Origin of the sequence: Rhodoferax sp. U11-2br, from assembly GCF_018619435.1 — a bacterium.
GTDB lineage: Bacteria > Pseudomonadota > Gammaproteobacteria > Burkholderiales > Burkholderiaceae_C > Rhodoferax.
Genome location: NZ_JAHFZF010000007.1, coordinates 61,243 through 78,061 on the forward strand (window position 1 = coordinate 61,243; position 16,819 = coordinate 78,061).

Here is a 16,819-nt window from a genome sequence, read left to right on the forward strand (position 1 = left end):
GAGTCACCCACCACCACAAACAAAACACCACATGCCCAGAGTCCGCCTGCTGCCCCACCCCGAACTGTGCCCGCAGGGGCTGGACATCGACATCAAACCCGGCAAGTCTCTGTGCGAAGGCCTGCTCAAGGCCGGTGTGGCGATTGAACACGCCTGCGAGATGGTGGCGGCCTGCTCTACCTGCCATGTCTATGTGCGCAAGGGCGGCGATTCGCTGGCTGAGGCTGATGACAACGAAAACGACCAACTCGACAACGCCTGGGGCCTGGAGGCGCAATCGCGCCTGTCCTGTTGTATCAAGCTGGGCGAAAGCGACATCACCATCGAGCTGCCCAAACACACCCGCAACCATGCACGGGAGCATTGAGGTCTTTGCACCGCAGCTGCCCATCTGAGGGCAACCTCAGCCCACCCCTCAGGCCGCTTCACCCTCCAACTCAAGCGCAGCAACCAAGCCCAGCCGGTTCACCCCGCTGAGCAGCGCCTTGACCGAGGCGGTGACGATGTTGGTGTCCATGCCCACACCAAAACGCTCAGGGCCACCGGCGCCGGACACCAGCTCCAGAAAAGCGCAGGCCTGGGCGTCCCCAGCGTGGGTGCTGGCGCGGGTGGAGCGCTCTTCATAACTGCGCACCTGCACCTGGATACCGGCGCCCTGGAGCGCATGCACCGCCGCGTCAATGGGGCCATTGCCCTCACCGGTGAGCAACATGGGCTGGCCGTTCACCTCCACCCCGATGCGGATGCCCTGCACACGGGTCTTGCTGCCGGGCGCGGCATGGTCAAACAAATGGTGCTCCACGTAATGCATCGACGCGCTGGGGGCGTCCAGATAGGTGCTCTCGAACAGTTTCCAGATGTCCTGTGCCGTCATCTCGCCGCCGTGGCTGTCGGTGTAACTTTGCACCTCGCCCGAGAACTCCACCTGCAAGCGCCGCGGCATCACCACACCAAATTCGGCCTCCATCAGATACGCCACACCACCCTTGCCACTCTGGCTGTTGACGCGGATCACCGAGTCGTAACTGCGACCCACGTCAGCCGGGTCAATCGGCATGTAGGGCACATTCCACAAGGCGTCCGGTCCGGCAGCCTGCTGGGCGGCAAAGCCTTTTTTGATGGCGTCCTGGTGCGAGCCGCTGAAGGCGGTGAACACCAGGTCACCCACATACGGGTGGCGTGGGTGGATCGGCAGCTGGTTGCAATGCTCCACGGTGCGGGCCACAGCGTTGATGTCAGAGAAATCCAAGCCCGGGGAAATGCCCTGGGTGTACATGTTCAACGCCAGGGTGACGATGTCCACATTGCCGGTGCGCTCGCCGTTGCCAAACAAGCAGCCTTCGACCCGGTCGGCGCCCGCCATCAGGCCCAGTTCGGCAGCGGCCACACCGGTGCCACGGTCATTGTGCGGGTGCACGCTGATGAGCACGCTGTCGCGCCGCGCCAAGTGGGTGTGCATCCACTCGATCTGATCCGCATACACATTGGGTGTCGCCATCTCCACCGTCGTGGGCAGGTTCAGGATGACCTTGTTGCTTGGTGTGGCGCCCCACTCGGCGGTGACCGCGTCACACACCTCCAGTGCAAAGTCCAGTTCGGTGGCGGTGAAGGTCTCCGGGCTGTACTCCAGTACCCATTCTGTCTGTGGCTGCTCGGCGACCAACTGCTTGACCAGGCGCACGGAGGACACCGCCAACGCCTTGATTTCATCCTTGCTCATGCCAAACACAATCTCACGAAACGCCGGTGAGGTCGCGTTGTAGACATGCACGATGGCGCGGCGTGCGCCCTTGAGGGACTCGATGGTGCGCCGGATCAGGTGTTCGCGCGATTGGGTCAGCACCTCGATGGTCACGTCGTCGGGAATGTGGCCACCCTCGATCAGGTTACGCACAAAGTCAAAGTCGGTTTGCGAGGCGCTCGGGAAAGCCACCTCAATCTCCTTGAACCCGACCTGGCACAGGGTGCGGAACATGCGCATCTTGCGCTCGGCATTCATCGGCTCAAACAGCGACTGGTTGCCGTCACGCAGGTCCGAACTCATCCAGATCGGCGCCTGGGTGATGCTGCGCGAGGGCCATTGGCGGTTCGGCAAGTCGATGGTGGGAAAGGCGCGGTATTTGGTGGCGGGGTTGGACAACATGGAGCAAGTTCCTCTGAAAACGATAACGGACAGTGATGGTTATCGTAGGCTTGAAGCCGGGGTGAATGATTGCGTTTTTGCCACGTTGATAAATTTTTAAGACAGTTTATTGCTTAAATTTAACATTATTAGCAATTTTCCACATCAACACCATGCTTTGAGCACGGCACACCTGCCGTGCAGGTGCGCCCGGGTTGGCTCCCGGTTTCCAGATCAAAATGGCACTTACCCCTGATCAAATCAGGATGAGTTGCTATACAAAACACAGCAATCAAGTGGCAGGTGCACCAGCACCTACTTTTTGGGCCGCGATACGGACCACTGCACCACACCAATACACAGCAGCACGGTGACCATCCCCACCAGCGACCAGCCAGCCAGGGCCTGGCCCAGCAAGGCCCACCCCAACACCACAGCCGCCACAGGGCTGAGCAAACCCAACGAGGCCACCGCCACCGAAGGCAAGCGTACAACGCCTCTGAACCACAAGGCATAAGACACCAGGGCCCCAGCGATGCACAGGTAGGCGTAGCCCAGCACATGGTGAGCTGTCAGGCTGGGTAGCGGCGGATCGGCCCACAAAGCCACGGGCAGCAGCATGAGCCCGCCCAGCAACAGTTGCCACCCCGTGAAAGCCAACACCGGCAACTGGGTCTGCCATTTGCGTGACCAAAAGGTGCCCGCAGCCATGCTCAGCGTGCCCGCCAAGGCGGCGGCCACACCCAGCGGGTCCCACACCGTGCCGGGGGCCACCAGCAACATGGCCATGCCCGCCACCGCCACGCTGCCCGCCGCCATCACCGTGCGCGAGGGGCGCAGCTTGTCCACCCCCCAGACAAAGCCCATGACCAGCAACGGCGACACCGCCCCCACCACCGCAGCCACACCGCCCGGCAGGCGGTAGGCAGCCACAAACAACATGGCCTGGAAAAAGCCAATGTTCAGCGCAGCCAACACCAGCAGCCGCAACCAACTGTGGGCAGCAGGCCAGCGTCGGCACCACAACACCAGCAGCAGGCCCGCTGGCAAAGCCCGCAACACGGCGGCGGTGAACGGCCGCTCCGGTGGCAACAGCTCGGTGGTGACGATGTAGGTGGAGCCCCAGATCAAGGGCGCCAGCGCGGTCAACAACACATCCAGCCAACCGCCAGACTGGCGCCGGGCTGGCACGCTGACCACCGGTGATGCCGTTGGCATGGTGGGAACAAAGGGTTGCGGGCGAGTGGGTCTGAGATGCATGTGTAGGTACTTTCCGGTGCGAGGTCAATGCGCCATTTATCTTGAATTGAAGATAAAAATCTTAGCATAAAATCTTGATGTCAAGACAAATACAAGGTTTCCCCATGGCCTCAATCCGACCCACCCGCTCGCTGGATGCGGTGGATGACATCCTTGTCCAGTGGCAGCGTGAACGGCCTGATCTGGACGTCAGCCCCATGGGCATCATTGGTCGGCTCAACCGCTGCACCGCCTTGCTGACGCGCAAGGTAGAAGAGGTGTTCTCCCAGTTCGATTTGAGTGTCTGGGAGTTCGACATGCTGGCGGCCTTGCGCCGCTCGGGGGCACCTTACCGCCTGGCACCCACCACGCTGTTTTCCACACTCATGGTCACCTCAGGCACGATGACACACCGCATGCAGCGGCTCGAACTTCGCGGATTGATCATGCGCGTGTCCAACCCGGACGATGCGCGCAGCTCGCTGGTTCAACTCACCGACGCGGGGCTGGACCTCATCAACCAGGCGGTCAAAGCCCATGTGGACAACGAGCACCGCCTGCTGGCGCCGCTCAAGCCCGCCGACCTGGCTGCACTGGAGCACCGCCTGTCTTTGCTGCTTCAAACTTTAGAGCAACCGGCAGAGGAAAGCCGCGCCAAGGCCAAACGGTCCAGCCCATGAGGTGAGCGCGGCAACACCTAGCCCAGGCGACAGGCCCGTACCGCGAGGGACGTCGGCCTAAACCTCCGCACCACTGGCCACCGACAGCGCCATCTTGCTCACCACCCGGCGCAGCACAAAGCTGGAATGCACACCGGTCACACCCTCGATGCGGGTGATTTTGTTGAGCAGCAGCGCCTGGTAGTGGTCCATGTCACGCACCACCACCTTGAGCTGGTAGTCGGCCGACTGGCCGGTGATCAGCAAACACTCCTGCACCTCAGGCAACAAACTCACCGTGGTCTCGAAATTGACAAAACGCTCGGGCGTGTGCCGGTCCATCGAGATGTGGATCAGCGCCGTCAGCGACAAACCCAGTTTCTTGGCATCCAGCTCAGCGTGGTAACCAACAATCAGCCCCGACTCTTCGAGCGCACGCACCCGGCGCAGGCACGGAGAGGGCGACAGGCCAATGCGGTCCGCCAACTCCTGGTTGTTGATGCGGCTGTCGGCCTGCAGAATTTCGAGGATTTGCTGGTCATAACGATCAATCTTCATGTTTCTGCCAATGTTGGATTTAATTGAAGCATGTTATGCCAAATTCAAAGTAACTCAAGGCAAAAACGCAATCTTCTGCCCCGGCCTGCGGCCTACACTGAAGGCATCTGTCATCCACAGCACCCAGCAAGCTGGTCACGAGCCAGTGTTGCGCAGTTGGGCCTCACAAGGGCCTGTTTTGCAAGTCACATCCCCCAGGCAAACCCACTGCCTGCGGGGCACGGCCTTTGGCCCACCAGGAAAGCGCTGGCGGCACGCACAAACCACCACCAAATCGCCCTGTAGCCCTCTCCCATACGGCACCAATAGCTATCACAAACATAGTGAATGCTTGTCGCTGCCGGGGCAGACGGTTTAAGATGAGGCGACCCTTCCCTAACCTCTACACCCACCTGATCGCCATGTTTGACATCCAGAACTACACCAGCTTTGTGCTTGCCGTGCTTGTCTTCCAGTTGGTTCCCGGTGCGGGCGCCATCGCCATCCTGAATGCCACCGCTCGCCACGGCATCGCAGTGGGTTTGGCCGCCGTGCTGGGAACGCTGCTGGGTGACTTCATCATGATGTTCGCCGCCGTGGCCGGACTGGCTGCCACCATGCAGGCCAACCCGATGTTGTTCTCGGCACTCCAGTGGTTTGGCGCGGGCTACCTGTGCTGGATGGGCTGGCAACTGCTGCGCACGCAGGTCAACACCGCACCCGTCTCCCAGACAGTACAAAGCTCGCCACGGGTCTACTTTCGGCAAGCCTTCACCGTGAGCCTGACCAACCCGAAAGTGATCCTGTTTTTTGTCGCGTTCTTTCCGCTGTTCATCCAGCCACAGGCATCAGCGTTAACACTGGCGGTCATGATGGCCCATGTCACCGTGCTCAGTCTGCTCTACCAGGCCGGGCTGGTTCTGGTCGGCAATGTGGTGGCTGCCCGCCTGAAAGCCCTGCCTTCGGCTCGCAAGATAGCGACCCGGCTGGCCGGTTTGGCACTGATTGGGTTTGGACTCAAGTTGGCGGCGAACAACCGGTAAGAGCAGGCGCAATGAGCGCCCCCAATGCTCTGTTGCGGCGAACTACCCCGACGGCGACCTGAACGCTAGCTTGAACCCAGATGGCAACTACCTGCTCACGCACAAAGACGGCGCGGCGAATGGATATGGCATCCCAGGCACTTTCGGATGAAATTGGCCTCTAGCCCAGGTGAATAAAGGGTAGGTAGCTATTAATTGAGAAGTATGTTGACAGCTTTGGTATGCGGTACTCCAGGCGGGGGGGGTGTGGGGAAGGTTTGAATTCCAGGCAGCGAATCGGTTTCCCAGCGTTAGAGATAGGTATCGACCCAAGGCGGCCCTCCATACTCGTGGAATGCGTGCCTAATAGCGAACTTCCGATTTGTTACCCAAATGAGGCGCGCCTGCCGAGGTCGCCTATGCGGGGCGGATTCAAGCGGCCGTTAGCTGCGGCGCGCAGAGCCTGAATGACCGTGGTGAACGAATCAGGCATGAGGTGCGCCCTCTCATCGTCGACCAACTCAAGAATGCGGTTAACTACACGCCGGGCATTGGCAAAAATCAATCGTGCGTACAGTCATACTGAAGATGCATGGGCTCGCTTGTGGCTTGCGAGTGTTTTTTTGTCGGCGTTTTTTGCTTGTGAACACCACGAATATGAGCCAATAGCACTTCCAGTGCGACGCGCAAGTCGTTGGCTTGCTTCTCAATACTTTTCATTTCGTTGGGAGTGATTCTGCTGTCGACAATGTCTTTTGCCACCTCCTGAATAAGCGTCCCGAACTTCAATGACATATTGCTGATGTCACCAATCAGTTGATCGGCGCTTACATTCAATGCTTGGGGTCTTGGAACGTATATGCCGCCAAACTCAGCGGCAAGCGCACTCAGGATGCGGAAGTCGTTGGTGACCTGCATCAGTTTGACAGCCTCTAACAGCGTCAAATGATGTGTCGTGTTGTTGACATTGACTTTATTGAGCAGGACTTGTTTTCCAAGTCCCATCCGCTCTGCAATCACAGAGGTGTCCTCTGCCCCATCCTAGTGGACAGTGGCATAGGCGGCGTCAAGAACAGACATGTTTTTTCCCTTCCCTGAAAAACGTATTCTGGAAATTCGATCTTTGCGATAGTTCATCTCAAGCGAGATTGCAGACCTTCAAACAGTTGCAACTCGCGAAGACAGATCGTAGTGCGGTGCTGGTGAAAGTTTAGCTCGGCCATGCACGCGATCGAAATATATGAACGCTTGATTGAAAGGGAACAGGGATATGAAATACAGCGCGAAAAAGGACATCAACGTCACTGTCGTGAAACTCATTGACATTGGATGGAACACTACCCATGAGAGCAAGCACAACCGAATCCTAAGCTGAATGGTTCAAAGATTTTCATCAACCATCAGAAAGAGAAAGGAAATCATCATGGAAGTCCGATTCCTAGGCCCCCTTGGCGTTGTCACCGGTTCATGCACCTGGATGCGCGACCTCAACCGTAACTGGAGTTTTCTTGTCGACTGCGGGATACAGCAGGGAGAGCCCACACAGGACGCGTGGAACGAGGCAGACTGGCCTTTTGACCCAAAGGATATCCGGTTCGTCGTGCTCACTCATGCGCACATGGATCACAGCGGCCTGATTCCGGCCCTGTACCGCAAGGGATTCACAGGCCCTATCTACTGCACCAAAGAAACCCAGCTATTGGCCACAGAACTCCTGAAGGATGCCATTCGCCATTCGACACTGCCCTACAGCGCCGAGCACATAGATCTGATCCGCTGGAAAGAGCCGGGAGCAGACAAGGCATTTGGTTTACACCTTCCGGTGGATACCGATCTGTTCCTGCAATTTCTTCGCACCGGACACATCGTTGGCGCCGTGTCGGTGGTGGTGTCATGGGGTGCCCCTGGCCAGGGGCAACGCAGTATCCACTTCTCTGGGGATATCGGACCCGGCCAGGAGAACCACGAAACATTGCCACTGACCCGGTTCCCAATGCAGACCAGCATTCCCAGCAACTACGCAGTCGTCGAATCCACATACGGCGCCGTGGTACGCAATCCGCTTCAGCACAGCGAAGACCAACGTCGCTGGTCCTTGCGTCAATTGCTGGATGAAACACTGGAAAGTAACGGCACTCTGATTCTTCCCGCCTTCTCCATCGCCAGAACACAGGACCTGATGTTTGACCTCCACTGGCTGGTGGCCGAGGCGAATGGTCAATATGACAGGTTGACCTTCCTGTTCGACTCACCGCTGGCTTCAAAAGTGAATCCCGTCTTTGCAGAGGCCTTCGCGCGGACCGACCGCAGCCACAAGGGGAAGGTGCGACCACGTTGGCTAGGCAAACAGTTCTACCGCAGCCTCGGTCTGGATGACAAAGATCCGCAAGACATAACGGAGGGACAGAATATCATTAGCATGACGCTGAATGCGACGGATCGCTTGGCATCAGTATCCAGGGGCAACCACATAGCCCGGAACTGGCGCCCGATATTCTCAAGCGCCTCAGAGGCCAAACGACTGCGCAAGGGAACACTCAACGGGCCGACTGTCATTGTCACCAGTTCAGGCACATGCGAAGGAGGTCCAGTCGTCCAATGGCTATCAGGCCTACTGAAGACTGCAACGACAACAGTTGCCATGACGGGCTACTGTGCCGCGAAAACTGTTGGAGGTCAGCTGTTTGCGATTGCTCATGTCCCGTTGAGTGAACGACTGAGAGACACCGGCTTCATGACCCTTGCCAACCAAACATCAATCGAGATCGCAGATATCCGTGCCAAGATTTGCAAGATCAATGGCTACTCTGCCCACGCCGACCAAAATGATCTGCTGACCTGGCTGGTATGGGAACGTGGCGGCAAATTCAACTTGGTAGGACATGAAGTCTTTGTGCAGCATGGCGAAGACCGGCAGCGTCAATCACTGGCTGTAGCGCTAACCGAAAGAGCGAAGTCTAAAGGTCTCACTGTGCAGACCCATCTTCCAGAAGATGCTCTGCAATGGTGGAGTCTGGAAGAAAAATCCAACGTCATTGATCTGGAGGCCGAACGTGCCAGGATCGAGACTGAGATTCAGCTCCTGCAAACGCAACTGCTCGATATGCGCAAAAGGGCAAATTGAGGCCACGAGTGACCGCGAGCTCGAAGTCCATACTCCATGTTTCATGGGATTGGACTCCAGAGTCAACCGCTACTCAATTCCCGGGGGGGGGGGGGGCGGCGCCCGACCCGGGATGCATTTTGATGGGCGCAACGGTGCGGCTGATCCATCTAAGTGCCGGAAAGCTGACATTCACCAAGATCCGCGTCTGGCCCTCAAGAATCATCCGCCGCCTAAAGCCCACGATTAGTAAACACAGTGCCCCACCATGGCCGGGTAGGTGCTTCACAACAGACGGGTCACGATCTGCCCGAGCCGCCTCAGTGCCTGCTCCACCTCCCTGTCCACCGGCCAGCCGCAGCTGATGCGCAGAAAGGCGTCAAAGCGTAATGAGTTGGAGAACATCAGGCCGGGGCTGACCAGAATCTGCTCCTTCAAGGCCGCATCAAACACCCGTTTGCTCGACAGTTGCTGCGGCAGCTCCACCCACAGCGACAAGCCACCCTCGGGCACGGTCAGTCGGGTACCGGCTGGGAAATGGCTGGCAATGGTTTCCGCCGTGTGTTGCCGCTGGACCTGCAAGGTGGCGCGCAAGCGGTGCAGATGGCGGTCGTAGGCGGGGGAGGCGATGAAGTCTGCCGCCGCCAGTTGTGATAACTCTTCATTGCTGCGGGTTTGGGTGAACTTGAGCATTTCGACCCTGGCTTGCCAGCGCCCGGCGGCCATCCAGCCCAGCCGCATGCCGGGCGCGAGGATTTTGTGCAGCGAGGCGCAGTAAATCACGTTGCCCGTGGTGTCCCATGACTTCATGGCGCGCGGCGGCGCATCACCGCGTTTGCCTTCATTGACCAGCTCGCTGTAGGTGTCGTCTTCAATCAGCGTGATGGCGCTGATCTGGCACAACTGCACCAGCCGCTGCTTGTGCGCGTCGGGCATGATGCTGCCCAGCGGGTTTTGCAGGTGCGGCACCACCACCACGGCTTTGATGCTGTTATCCGTCTGGATGGCCAGCTCCAGCGCGTCAATCGACATGCCGGTTTGCGGGCTGGTGGGGATCTCCAGCGCACGCAGGCCCAAGGCCTCCAGCACCTGCAGCAGGCCGTAAAAAGAGGGGGACTCCACAGCAATGGTGTCGCCCGCTTTTGCCACCGCTCGCAAGGCGAGGTTCAGCGCTTCCATGCAACCGGCTGTAATTTGCACATCATCGGGCGACAGCGTCATACCCAGCGCCATGGCGCGTTTGGCCAGCACCGCACGGAACTCGGCGTTGCCCCTGGGCGATGTGGCGGACACCAGGATGTCTGGCTTGTTGCGCAACACCCGCATGGCGGCCTGTTTGAGGGCCTCACCAGGGTACAGCGCGGGCGCGCAGCGGGCCACCGCCAGATTGGTTTTGACCATGTGCAGCCGACCGCGTGCGACAAAGTCTGACACCCGGGCGTGGATGCCGACGTACTGCGCCGGATCAGGGGCGCGGTCCATCCGCGGCTCCGTCACCGCCGCCAGCGTGCTGCGCAGTGGCCGACGCACAAAGTAACCCGAGCGCGGTCGCGCTTCCAGCCAACCCTCACTCTCCAGATGGCGGCTGAGCTGCATGGCGGTCGACAGGCTGATGTCGTGCTGGCGCATCAGCCCCCGCAACGAGGGCATGCGGTCGCCCGGCATCAGCGAACCGGCATGGATGGCGCCGCGGTAATGTGAAGCCAGCCGTTGGTAAAGCGGAGGCAAGGGAGCTTGGGTTGACAGATGTGGTGTGTCCATGCGCCATGATCCTTGATACGGTCTGCAGAAAACAGATGCAGATAAGCTGAAAACGTACCGTAACAGATGCCCAATTGGCGCGCTGTCATGGTCCAGATACAGCCCGTCTGTGGCTGTTGTCTTTTGCCCCTGCCCACTACGATTTTCAGACCAGGACGTCGGGCTGTCGACGACCGCCAACCACAGCACCACAGGGGCTAGACCATGCAGACAACCAATACACCGATGGGGCTTTCACGCGGGCAGTCTCATGCCGCCCACTTCAAGCGGGGCGCCGTCATCACCGTGGCCTCAGGGTCGGTACGGGTCATCAGTCGGGTGTGGCTGGACCACACCTCGCTGACCACCCAAACACCCCTTCTGCGCGGCGGCGTGTTTTATGTGCCCTGCTCCGGCTGGCTGGAGATCAGCGCTGACAGCGATGCGCAGATTGGCTTGGGGCAACAACCGGGTGGCCTGAAGCCGGTCAAACGCGGGTGGCGGGTTATGGCCGGGATTTGTGAACGTTTTCAGCCTCCAGACCTTGTGTTGTCTGGGTAAAAGGCTATGAACTAGGTAGCACCCATCACGGGGGCTTTGGGCAACAGCTTTTCTGGCAAACTGCCGCTTCAGCCCCCAAGATCCCCCCATGAAGCCGACACCTCAAACACCCACGCAACCACCTGACGGTTTACCCACCTATCGCCTGCTCACCGGACCCGACGACGCGACGTTTTGCCGCCGCGTCAGTGAGGCGCTGGCGCTCGGTTACCAGCTTTATGGTTCACCTGCAGCCACATTCAATGGCGAGAAGGTGATCGTGGCGCAAGCCATCATCTGGCCCAGCGTGCAGCAGGCCTTGTCACAACACTGAAGCGCCGTCCTCATGCCTTTCCCACTCGAAGAACGCAGCGCCTTGTTGGCCGTGAAAGGGGTTGGCCCCACGGTGGTCGCCCGGCTGGAGCAAATGGGCTTTGAATCATTGGGGCATCTGGCCAAAGCCAACGCGCTGGATATCGTTTCAACAGCCGCCGACATCGTTGGCTCCACCTGCTGGAAAAACAGCCCGCAGGCGCGGGCGGCCATACAGGCGGCCATTGCCCTGGCACAGTCGCGCCAAGTCTGACGCTGCGAAAATTCACCGACACATCACCGATGGCTCACAACCATCCATCTTTTTAACCATCTCAACATGAAAAATATTTGCGTTTATTGCGGCTCCAACCCCGGCCGATTGGAGGCCTATGCAGACGGTGCGCGCTCGCTGGCCAAGGCTTTGGTCGACCGCGACCTGGGCCTGGTCTACGGCGGCGCCAGCGTGGGCATCATGGGGCTGATCGCCAACTCGGTGTTGCAGTTGGGTGGGCGCGCCGTGGGTGTGATTCCCGAAGCCCTCAAACGCAAGGAGATCGAGCACACCGGGCTGACCGAGCTGCATGTCACCCGCTCCATGCACGAGCGCAAAACCCTGATGGCCGATCTGTCAGATGGCTTCATTGCGCTGCCGGGCGGCATCGGCACGCTGGAAGAAATCTTCGAGGTCTGGACCTGGGCGCAACTGGGCTTTCATGCCAAACCTTGTGGCCTGCTCAATGTGGCGGGTTATTACGACGGTCTGACCGCGTTTCTGGACCACACGGTGGCCGAGCAGTTTGTCCGGCCAGCGCACCGCAGCACCCTGATGGTTGAGCCAACACCCGACGTGCTGCTGGACCGTTTTGCCAGCTACCAGGCGCCCACGGTCCAGAAGTGGGTGGAGAAGGGGCAGACCTGATCGCATCTGTCGGGCGGTGGCCCAGTTTGCGAATTAAATCACCTTCTAGCCCTTATAAATCAAGGGCTAGGCACTATGGAAGTCGCAGCAATCCAGGGCCCATCCGCCGCCGAACCACTGCGTGTTGCTGCGCAGCCACGCTCTGTGCGAAACACCACAATTCCGACAAGCACCGTCGGCCAGCTGGCCTGAAAGTGCCACCAAGAACCGACAAATGGGCCCGCCAACCGGGCTAAATGGCTGAAAAGGGCGCAAAAGCAGATGGCATAAGCCTTGCAAAGAGGTAGGCAAAGGAAGCGACACCATGCCTCTGAACCCCATCATCAACGACACAACCCTGCGCGACGGCGAACAAACCGCCGGTGTCGCGTTCACGGTGGCCGAGAAGTGTGCGATTGCCACCGCGCTCTCAGCAGCGGGTGTGCCCGAGATGGAGGTTGGCATACCCGCCATGGGTGAGGAAGAGATCGCCTGCATCAATGCCATCGCGGCCCTCCAGTTACCCGCACGGTTGATGGTCTGGGGCCGCCTGACCGAGACTGACCTGGCGAGTGCACTGCGTTGTGATGCGGAGATCATTCACCTGTCGATTCCGGTGTCGGACATCCACCTGCAGCACAAGCTGAGCCAGACGCGCGACTGGGCGATTGAACAAGTCACGCGGGTGATCAGCCAGGCGGTGGCCAGCGGCCGCACGGTGTCGCTCGGCGCCGAAGATGCTTCGCGCGCTGACCCGGCCTTTCTGGCCCTGGTGGCACGCCGGGCGCAGGCCTGTGGTGCCAGCCGCATCCGGTTTGCCGACACACTGGGGGTGCTCGACCCGTTCACCACCTATGACGCCATCGCCCGCCTGCGCGACGCGGTCGACATCGAGATCGAAATCCACGCCCACAACGACCTGGGCCTGGCCACTGCCAACACTCTCGCCGCGCTGCGCGCTGGTGCCACCCATGCCAACACCACCGTCAACGGTCTCGGTGAACGCGCTGGCAACGCTGCCCTTGAAGAAGTGGTGATGGGGGTGCGCCACCTGCACCACGCTTGCACCGGTGTTGACACACAAGCGCTGGTGACCATCTCGCACTTGGTGGCACGCGCCTCGGGTCGCCAGGTGGCGTTCAACAAAAGCATTGTGGGTGAGGCCGTATTCACCCACGAGTCCGGCATCCACATCGACGGTCTGATGAAAAACGCCTCCACCTACGAGAGTTTTGACCCGTCGGAGCTGGGTCGCCAGCGCCGCACCGTGCTGGGCAAACATTCGGGCTCCCAGGCTGTGCGCCAAGCCTACAGCCAGTTGGGGGTGGTGCTGGACGACGACGCCCTGACCGCCCGCCTGCTCGGGCGCATCCGCGACCATGCCATGCGGGTCAAGCAGGAAGCCACGCCGGACGAGTTGCGCGGCTTTTTGCTGGAGTCTTTGGCACGGCCAACACCTCTGGCTTTTGCCAGAGCAGCCTAAACCACCGAACGCACCACTGCCCACCCACAGTCACACCGGAGGACGCCCCATGGAAACCTTTCTTCAACAGCTCAAAGCCCTCTCCTCGGCCGAGGACTTCCTGCATTACTTTGGGGTGCCGTTTGAGCAAAGTGTGGTCAACGTCAGCCGCCTGCACATCCTCAAACGTTTCTTCCAGTACATCCGCCAAGAGAACCTGCTGGCCGAGAGCAACGAAGTGGGCTTGTACACCGCGTACCGCGAACAGCTGGTCAAGGCCTACAACGACTTTGTCAAGTCCACCCCGGCACAGGAAAAGGTGTTCAAGGTGTTCCAGGACGTCAACGGCCGCCAGCATGTGTCGCTGGACAGCCTCAAGTCATCGCTGCCGCGCCACGCCCTGGCCTGACGCCCCCCGACAAGCCCCAAGGAGCCACCGTGTCCCACCGCCCTTCTAACCCTGTCACGGCTGTCAGTCAGGCTGTTGTTGCGCCCCGGCAGGGTCTGCTGACCCGGCGCCGCCTGATGCTGATGGCAGCGGCTGTGCCGCTGCTGGCCTGGCGCGTTCAGCAAGGCGCCCATGCCACCCCGCTGCAGTGGCAGGGGTTGGCCATGGGTGCGCCCGCCTCGGTCACCCTTCACCATGGGGGTGACACAGCGCACGCACAGGCCGCGCTGTCGGCCACGCTGGCCGAGGTGAACCGACTGGAGGCCATGTTCAGCCTGTTTCGCGCTGACTCGCTGATCTCCGAGCTCAACCGCAGCGGCCAACTCAAGGATGCGCCACCCGAATTTGTGTCGCTGCTGGGCACCGCGCTGGAAATGGCGGCGGCCTCCAAGGGCGTGTTTGACCCCAGCATCCAGCCGCTGTGGCGCCTGTACTTTGAGCATTTTGTGACCGGCGCCAACACCGCGCCACCGGCCGCAGACCGGGTGGCACAGGCCCGTTCCCTGGTGGGCTGGCAGGGTGTTCAGCTGACGGGTTCCCAGGTTCGACTGGCCCGCCCCGGCATGGCGCTGTCACTCAACGGCGTGGCGCAAGGCTTCATCACCGACCGCTGCAGCGCGGTATTACGCAGCCACGGCTTCAGCCACATGCTGGTCGACATGGGTGAACCCCGCGCGGTGGCGGCCAAACCCGACGGTTCGGCCTGGCAAATTGGTTTGGCCGACCCGCGTGAACCAAACCGGGCCATCCACACCCTGTCGGTGCTGGACCAAGCGGTGGCCACCTCCGGTGGTTATGGCACCCGGCTGGACGACGCTGGCCTCTACACCCACCTGATCAATGCGCGCACCGGTCGCACCGCCCCCGCTTATGAAAGCGTCACGGTGGTGGCGCCCACAGCCACGCAAGGGGACGCCTTGTCCACCGCGCTGGCGCTGATTCCCAGCACCGATGTGTCAGCGCGGCTGGCCTTGTTGCACACCCAACCGGGTTGCCGTGCCATTTGCATCAACCACGCCGGCCAGGTCAGTGCGCTGTCATGAACACGCCCTACCCACCCGATGAAGCCTTGATCGAGAGCCTGGCCCGCGTGGTTGGTGTCGACGGTGACCGGGTCTGGCTGGCCACCGAGGCGCCAGCGGCCTGCGGCAGCTGCGCCACCCAAAGTGCCTGTGGCAGTGGCAAGGCCAAACGCGGCGCCAGTTGGTGTGTACCACGCGACCTGGGGCCAGGCCAGCCCCTGCTGGCCTTGGGTGACCAGGTGTTGGTGGGGGTGGACCGCCGTGCGCTGACACGCGCCTCTCTGACCGCTTATGCCTTGCCGCTGCTGACGATGCTGGTCGCCGCCAGTGCCCTGCAAGCGGCAGGTGACACGGTGGCGGTGGTCGCGGCGCTGGCAGGTTTGTTGCTGGGTGTGGCTGCGGCACGGGTGCTGGCGCGGCGTTGGCGTGAGGCGCTGGTGCCGGTGGTGCTGGGGCGCGCCAGCAGTGCGGCGAACTCGGCGTGTGCATCGTCCGGCGCGCAGTCCCTGCGCCGGGTGGCCATTCCCGTGGTTGAGCAGCGAGGTCTGTGATGCATGATTTTTTGCTTGTGCTGCTGAGCACCGCCATTGTCAACAACGTGGTGTTAGCCAAATTTTTAGGCCTGTGCCCGTTCATGGGCACGTCCTCGCGCATCGATACCGCCATTGGCATGGGGCTGGCCACCACCTTTGTGCTGACCCTTTCCACCGGTTTTGTCTGGGTGGCCGAGGCGCTGCTGCTGGCGCCGCTGGACCTGTCCTTTCTGCGCACCATGACCTTCATCCTGGTGATTGCGGCGGTGGTGCAGTTCACAGAGATGGTGATCCGGCGCATCTCACCGCCGCTGTACGAGGCGCTGGGCGTCTACCTGCCGCTGATCACCACCAACTGCGCAGTGCTGGGCATTGCGCTGCTGACGATCCAGGCCGGTCACGGCTTTGTCGCCAGCCTGCTGCGCGGCTTTGGTGCGGCCTCGGGTTTTGGTCTGGTGCTGGTGATTTTTGCCGGCCTGCGTGAACGCCTGGCCCTGGCCGAGGTGCCCAAGGCTTTTGAGGGGGCACCGATTGGTTTCATCACCGCCGGGGTTTTGTCGCTGGCGTTTATGGGTTTTGCCGGACTGGGAGGTCACTGATGGACTCGACCGCACTCAGCCATGCCGCGCAGGCGGTGGGCGCCATTGGTTTGCTGGGCACAGTTCTGGGCGTGATTCTGGGCGTGGCGTCACGTTATTTGTCGACACCGGTGGATGACCGCGCCGAGGCGGTGGCCGCGCTGCTGCCAGGCTCCAACTGTGCCCAATGTGGTTTTGCAGGCTGCAAACAGGCCGCTGCCGCCATGGTGGACGGTCGCGCCGCACCCAGTGCCTGTCCACCCGGCGGTGCCTCCACCGCACAACGTGTGGCTGATTTGCTGGGAATGCGGCTGGTGATGGACGGTTCAGACGAGGCCCTGCCCACGGTGGCGTGGGTGGAAGAAGCGCGTTGTATTGGTTGCACCCGCTGCATCCGCAAGTGTGGCTCGGACGCGATTGTGGGTGCGGCCAAACAGATGCACACCGTGCTGCCCGAGGCCTGTTACGCCTGCGGCCTGTGTGTGGCCGAGTGCCCGACCAACGCCATCGTGATGAAGCCGGTGCTGCCCACACTTGCCACCTGGCATTGGCCCAAACCAACGGCCAAAGACGCCGTGGCGGCAGGCTGAGAGGACACAGC

The 16,819-nt window shown here is 60.8% G+C and carries 19 protein-coding genes; 14 read left to right on the forward strand and 5 right to left on the reverse strand.

Annotated elements, in window-relative coordinates:
• Positions 1-31: 31 nt before the first annotated feature.
• On the forward strand, positions 32-367 hold the full coding sequence (gene fdx / locus KKO72_RS06580) for an ISC system 2Fe-2S type ferredoxin (RefSeq protein ID WP_214936659.1): 336 nt from the start codon (positions 32-34) through the stop codon (positions 365-367).
• Positions 368-415: 48 nt separating this feature from the next.
• Here fdx and leuA read toward each other — a convergent pair whose 3' ends face one another.
• Together leuA and KKO72_RS06590 are read right to left on the reverse strand one after the other, a co-directional pair.
• Positions 416-2,143 carry a 2-isopropylmalate synthase gene (leuA, locus tag KKO72_RS06585; protein ID WP_214936661.1) on the reverse strand — a complete coding sequence of 576 codons (1,728 nt, stop codon included), beginning with the start codon at positions 2,141-2,143 and terminating at the stop codon, positions 416-418.
• A gap of 294 nt (positions 2,144-2,437) precedes the next feature.
• A complete protein-coding gene (locus KKO72_RS06590) occupies positions 2,438-3,340 on the reverse strand; it encodes an EamA family transporter (protein ID WP_214936663.1) in 903 nt (300 codons plus the stop codon).
• A gap of 146 nt (positions 3,341-3,486) precedes the next feature.
• Between KKO72_RS06590 and KKO72_RS06595 the strand changes: the two genes are divergently transcribed.
• Positions 3,487-4,041, forward strand: a complete 555-nt coding sequence (locus tag KKO72_RS06595) for a MarR family winged helix-turn-helix transcriptional regulator (protein WP_214936665.1) — start codon at positions 3,487-3,489, stop codon at positions 4,039-4,041.
• A 57-nt stretch (positions 4,042-4,098) separates the two neighbouring features.
• Here the strand turns inward: KKO72_RS06595 and KKO72_RS06600 are convergent, their stop codons facing one another.
• Positions 4,099-4,578 (reverse strand): Lrp/AsnC family transcriptional regulator, encoded by a 480-nt coding sequence (locus KKO72_RS06600; RefSeq protein WP_214936667.1) that lies wholly within the window; start codon positions 4,576-4,578, stop codon positions 4,099-4,101.
• Positions 4,579-4,937: 359 nt separating this feature from the next.
• Here KKO72_RS06600 and KKO72_RS06605 point away from each other — a divergent pair, with 359 nt between their 5' ends.
• A complete protein-coding gene (locus KKO72_RS06605; protein WP_251140494.1) occupies positions 4,938-5,600 on the forward strand; it encodes a LysE family translocator in 663 nt (220 codons plus the stop codon).
• Between the two features lie 540 nt (positions 5,601-6,140).
• On the opposite strand, the gene KKO72_RS06610 is transcribed toward KKO72_RS06605, so the two are convergent.
• Positions 6,141-6,599: a phage regulatory CII family protein gene (locus KKO72_RS06610; RefSeq protein WP_214936669.1), complete on the reverse strand. Its 459-nt coding sequence runs from the start codon at positions 6,597-6,599 to the stop codon at positions 6,141-6,143.
• A gap of 403 nt (positions 6,600-7,002) precedes the next feature.
• Here KKO72_RS06610 and KKO72_RS06615 point away from each other — a divergent pair, with 403 nt between their 5' ends.
• A complete protein-coding gene (locus KKO72_RS06615) occupies positions 7,003-8,703 on the forward strand; it encodes an MBL fold metallo-hydrolase (protein WP_214936672.1) in 1,701 nt (566 codons plus the stop codon).
• 264 nt (positions 8,704-8,967) lie between these two features.
• On the opposite strand, the gene KKO72_RS06620 is transcribed toward KKO72_RS06615, so the two are convergent.
• Entirely contained in the window at positions 8,968-10,443 is a 1,476-nt protein-coding gene (locus tag KKO72_RS06620) for a PLP-dependent aminotransferase family protein (RefSeq protein WP_214936674.1), read from the reverse strand.
• Positions 10,444-10,647: 204 nt separating this feature from the next.
• Between KKO72_RS06620 and KKO72_RS06625 the strand changes: the two genes are divergently transcribed.
• The 10 genes from KKO72_RS06625 to KKO72_RS06670 all read left to right on the forward strand — a co-directional run bounded on the left by KKO72_RS06625 (position 10,648) and on the right by KKO72_RS06670 (position 16,808).
• Complete coding sequence (locus KKO72_RS06625; protein ID WP_214936676.1) at positions 10,648-10,983, forward strand: hypothetical protein; 336 nt, start codon at positions 10,648-10,650, stop codon at positions 10,981-10,983.
• A gap of 88 nt (positions 10,984-11,071) precedes the next feature.
• Entirely contained in the window at positions 11,072-11,296 is a 225-nt protein-coding gene (locus KKO72_RS06630) for a DUF1737 domain-containing protein (RefSeq protein WP_214936678.1), read from the forward strand.
• Positions 11,297-11,308: 12 nt separating this feature from the next.
• On the forward strand, positions 11,309-11,548 hold the full coding sequence (locus KKO72_RS06635; RefSeq protein ID WP_214936680.1) for a helix-hairpin-helix domain-containing protein: 240 nt from the start codon (positions 11,309-11,311) through the stop codon (positions 11,546-11,548).
• A gap of 66 nt (positions 11,549-11,614) precedes the next feature.
• Complete coding sequence (locus KKO72_RS06640) at positions 11,615-12,196, forward strand: TIGR00730 family Rossman fold protein (RefSeq protein ID WP_214936682.1); 582 nt, start codon at positions 11,615-11,617, stop codon at positions 12,194-12,196.
• A gap of 304 nt (positions 12,197-12,500) precedes the next feature.
• Complete coding sequence (gene nifV, locus KKO72_RS06645; protein WP_214936684.1) at positions 12,501-13,658, forward strand: homocitrate synthase; 1,158 nt, start codon at positions 12,501-12,503, stop codon at positions 13,656-13,658.
• Between the two features lie 49 nt (positions 13,659-13,707).
• Positions 13,708-14,046 (forward strand): nitrogenase stabilizing/protective protein NifW, encoded by a 339-nt coding sequence (gene nifW / locus KKO72_RS06650; protein WP_214936686.1) that lies wholly within the window; start codon positions 13,708-13,710, stop codon positions 14,044-14,046.
• Between the two features lie 29 nt (positions 14,047-14,075).
• Positions 14,076-15,128 carry an FAD:protein FMN transferase gene (locus KKO72_RS06655; RefSeq protein ID WP_214936688.1) on the forward strand — a complete coding sequence of 351 codons (1,053 nt, stop codon included), beginning with the start codon at positions 14,076-14,078 and terminating at the stop codon, positions 15,126-15,128.
• Positions 15,125-15,658 carry a SoxR reducing system RseC family protein gene (locus tag KKO72_RS06660; protein WP_214936690.1) on the forward strand — a complete coding sequence of 178 codons (534 nt, stop codon included), beginning with the start codon at positions 15,125-15,127 and terminating at the stop codon, positions 15,656-15,658. Before KKO72_RS06655 ends, KKO72_RS06660 begins: the two co-directional genes overlap by 4 nt.
• Complete coding sequence (gene rsxA / locus KKO72_RS06665; RefSeq protein ID WP_214936692.1) at positions 15,658-16,239, forward strand: electron transport complex subunit RsxA; 582 nt, start codon at positions 15,658-15,660, stop codon at positions 16,237-16,239. The genes KKO72_RS06660 and rsxA overlap by 1 nt, the downstream gene beginning before the upstream one ends.
• A complete protein-coding gene (locus KKO72_RS06670; protein WP_214936694.1) occupies positions 16,239-16,808 on the forward strand; it encodes an RnfABCDGE type electron transport complex subunit B in 570 nt (189 codons plus the stop codon). Before rsxA ends, KKO72_RS06670 begins: the two co-directional genes overlap by 1 nt.
• Positions 16,809-16,819: the final 11 nt, after the last annotated feature.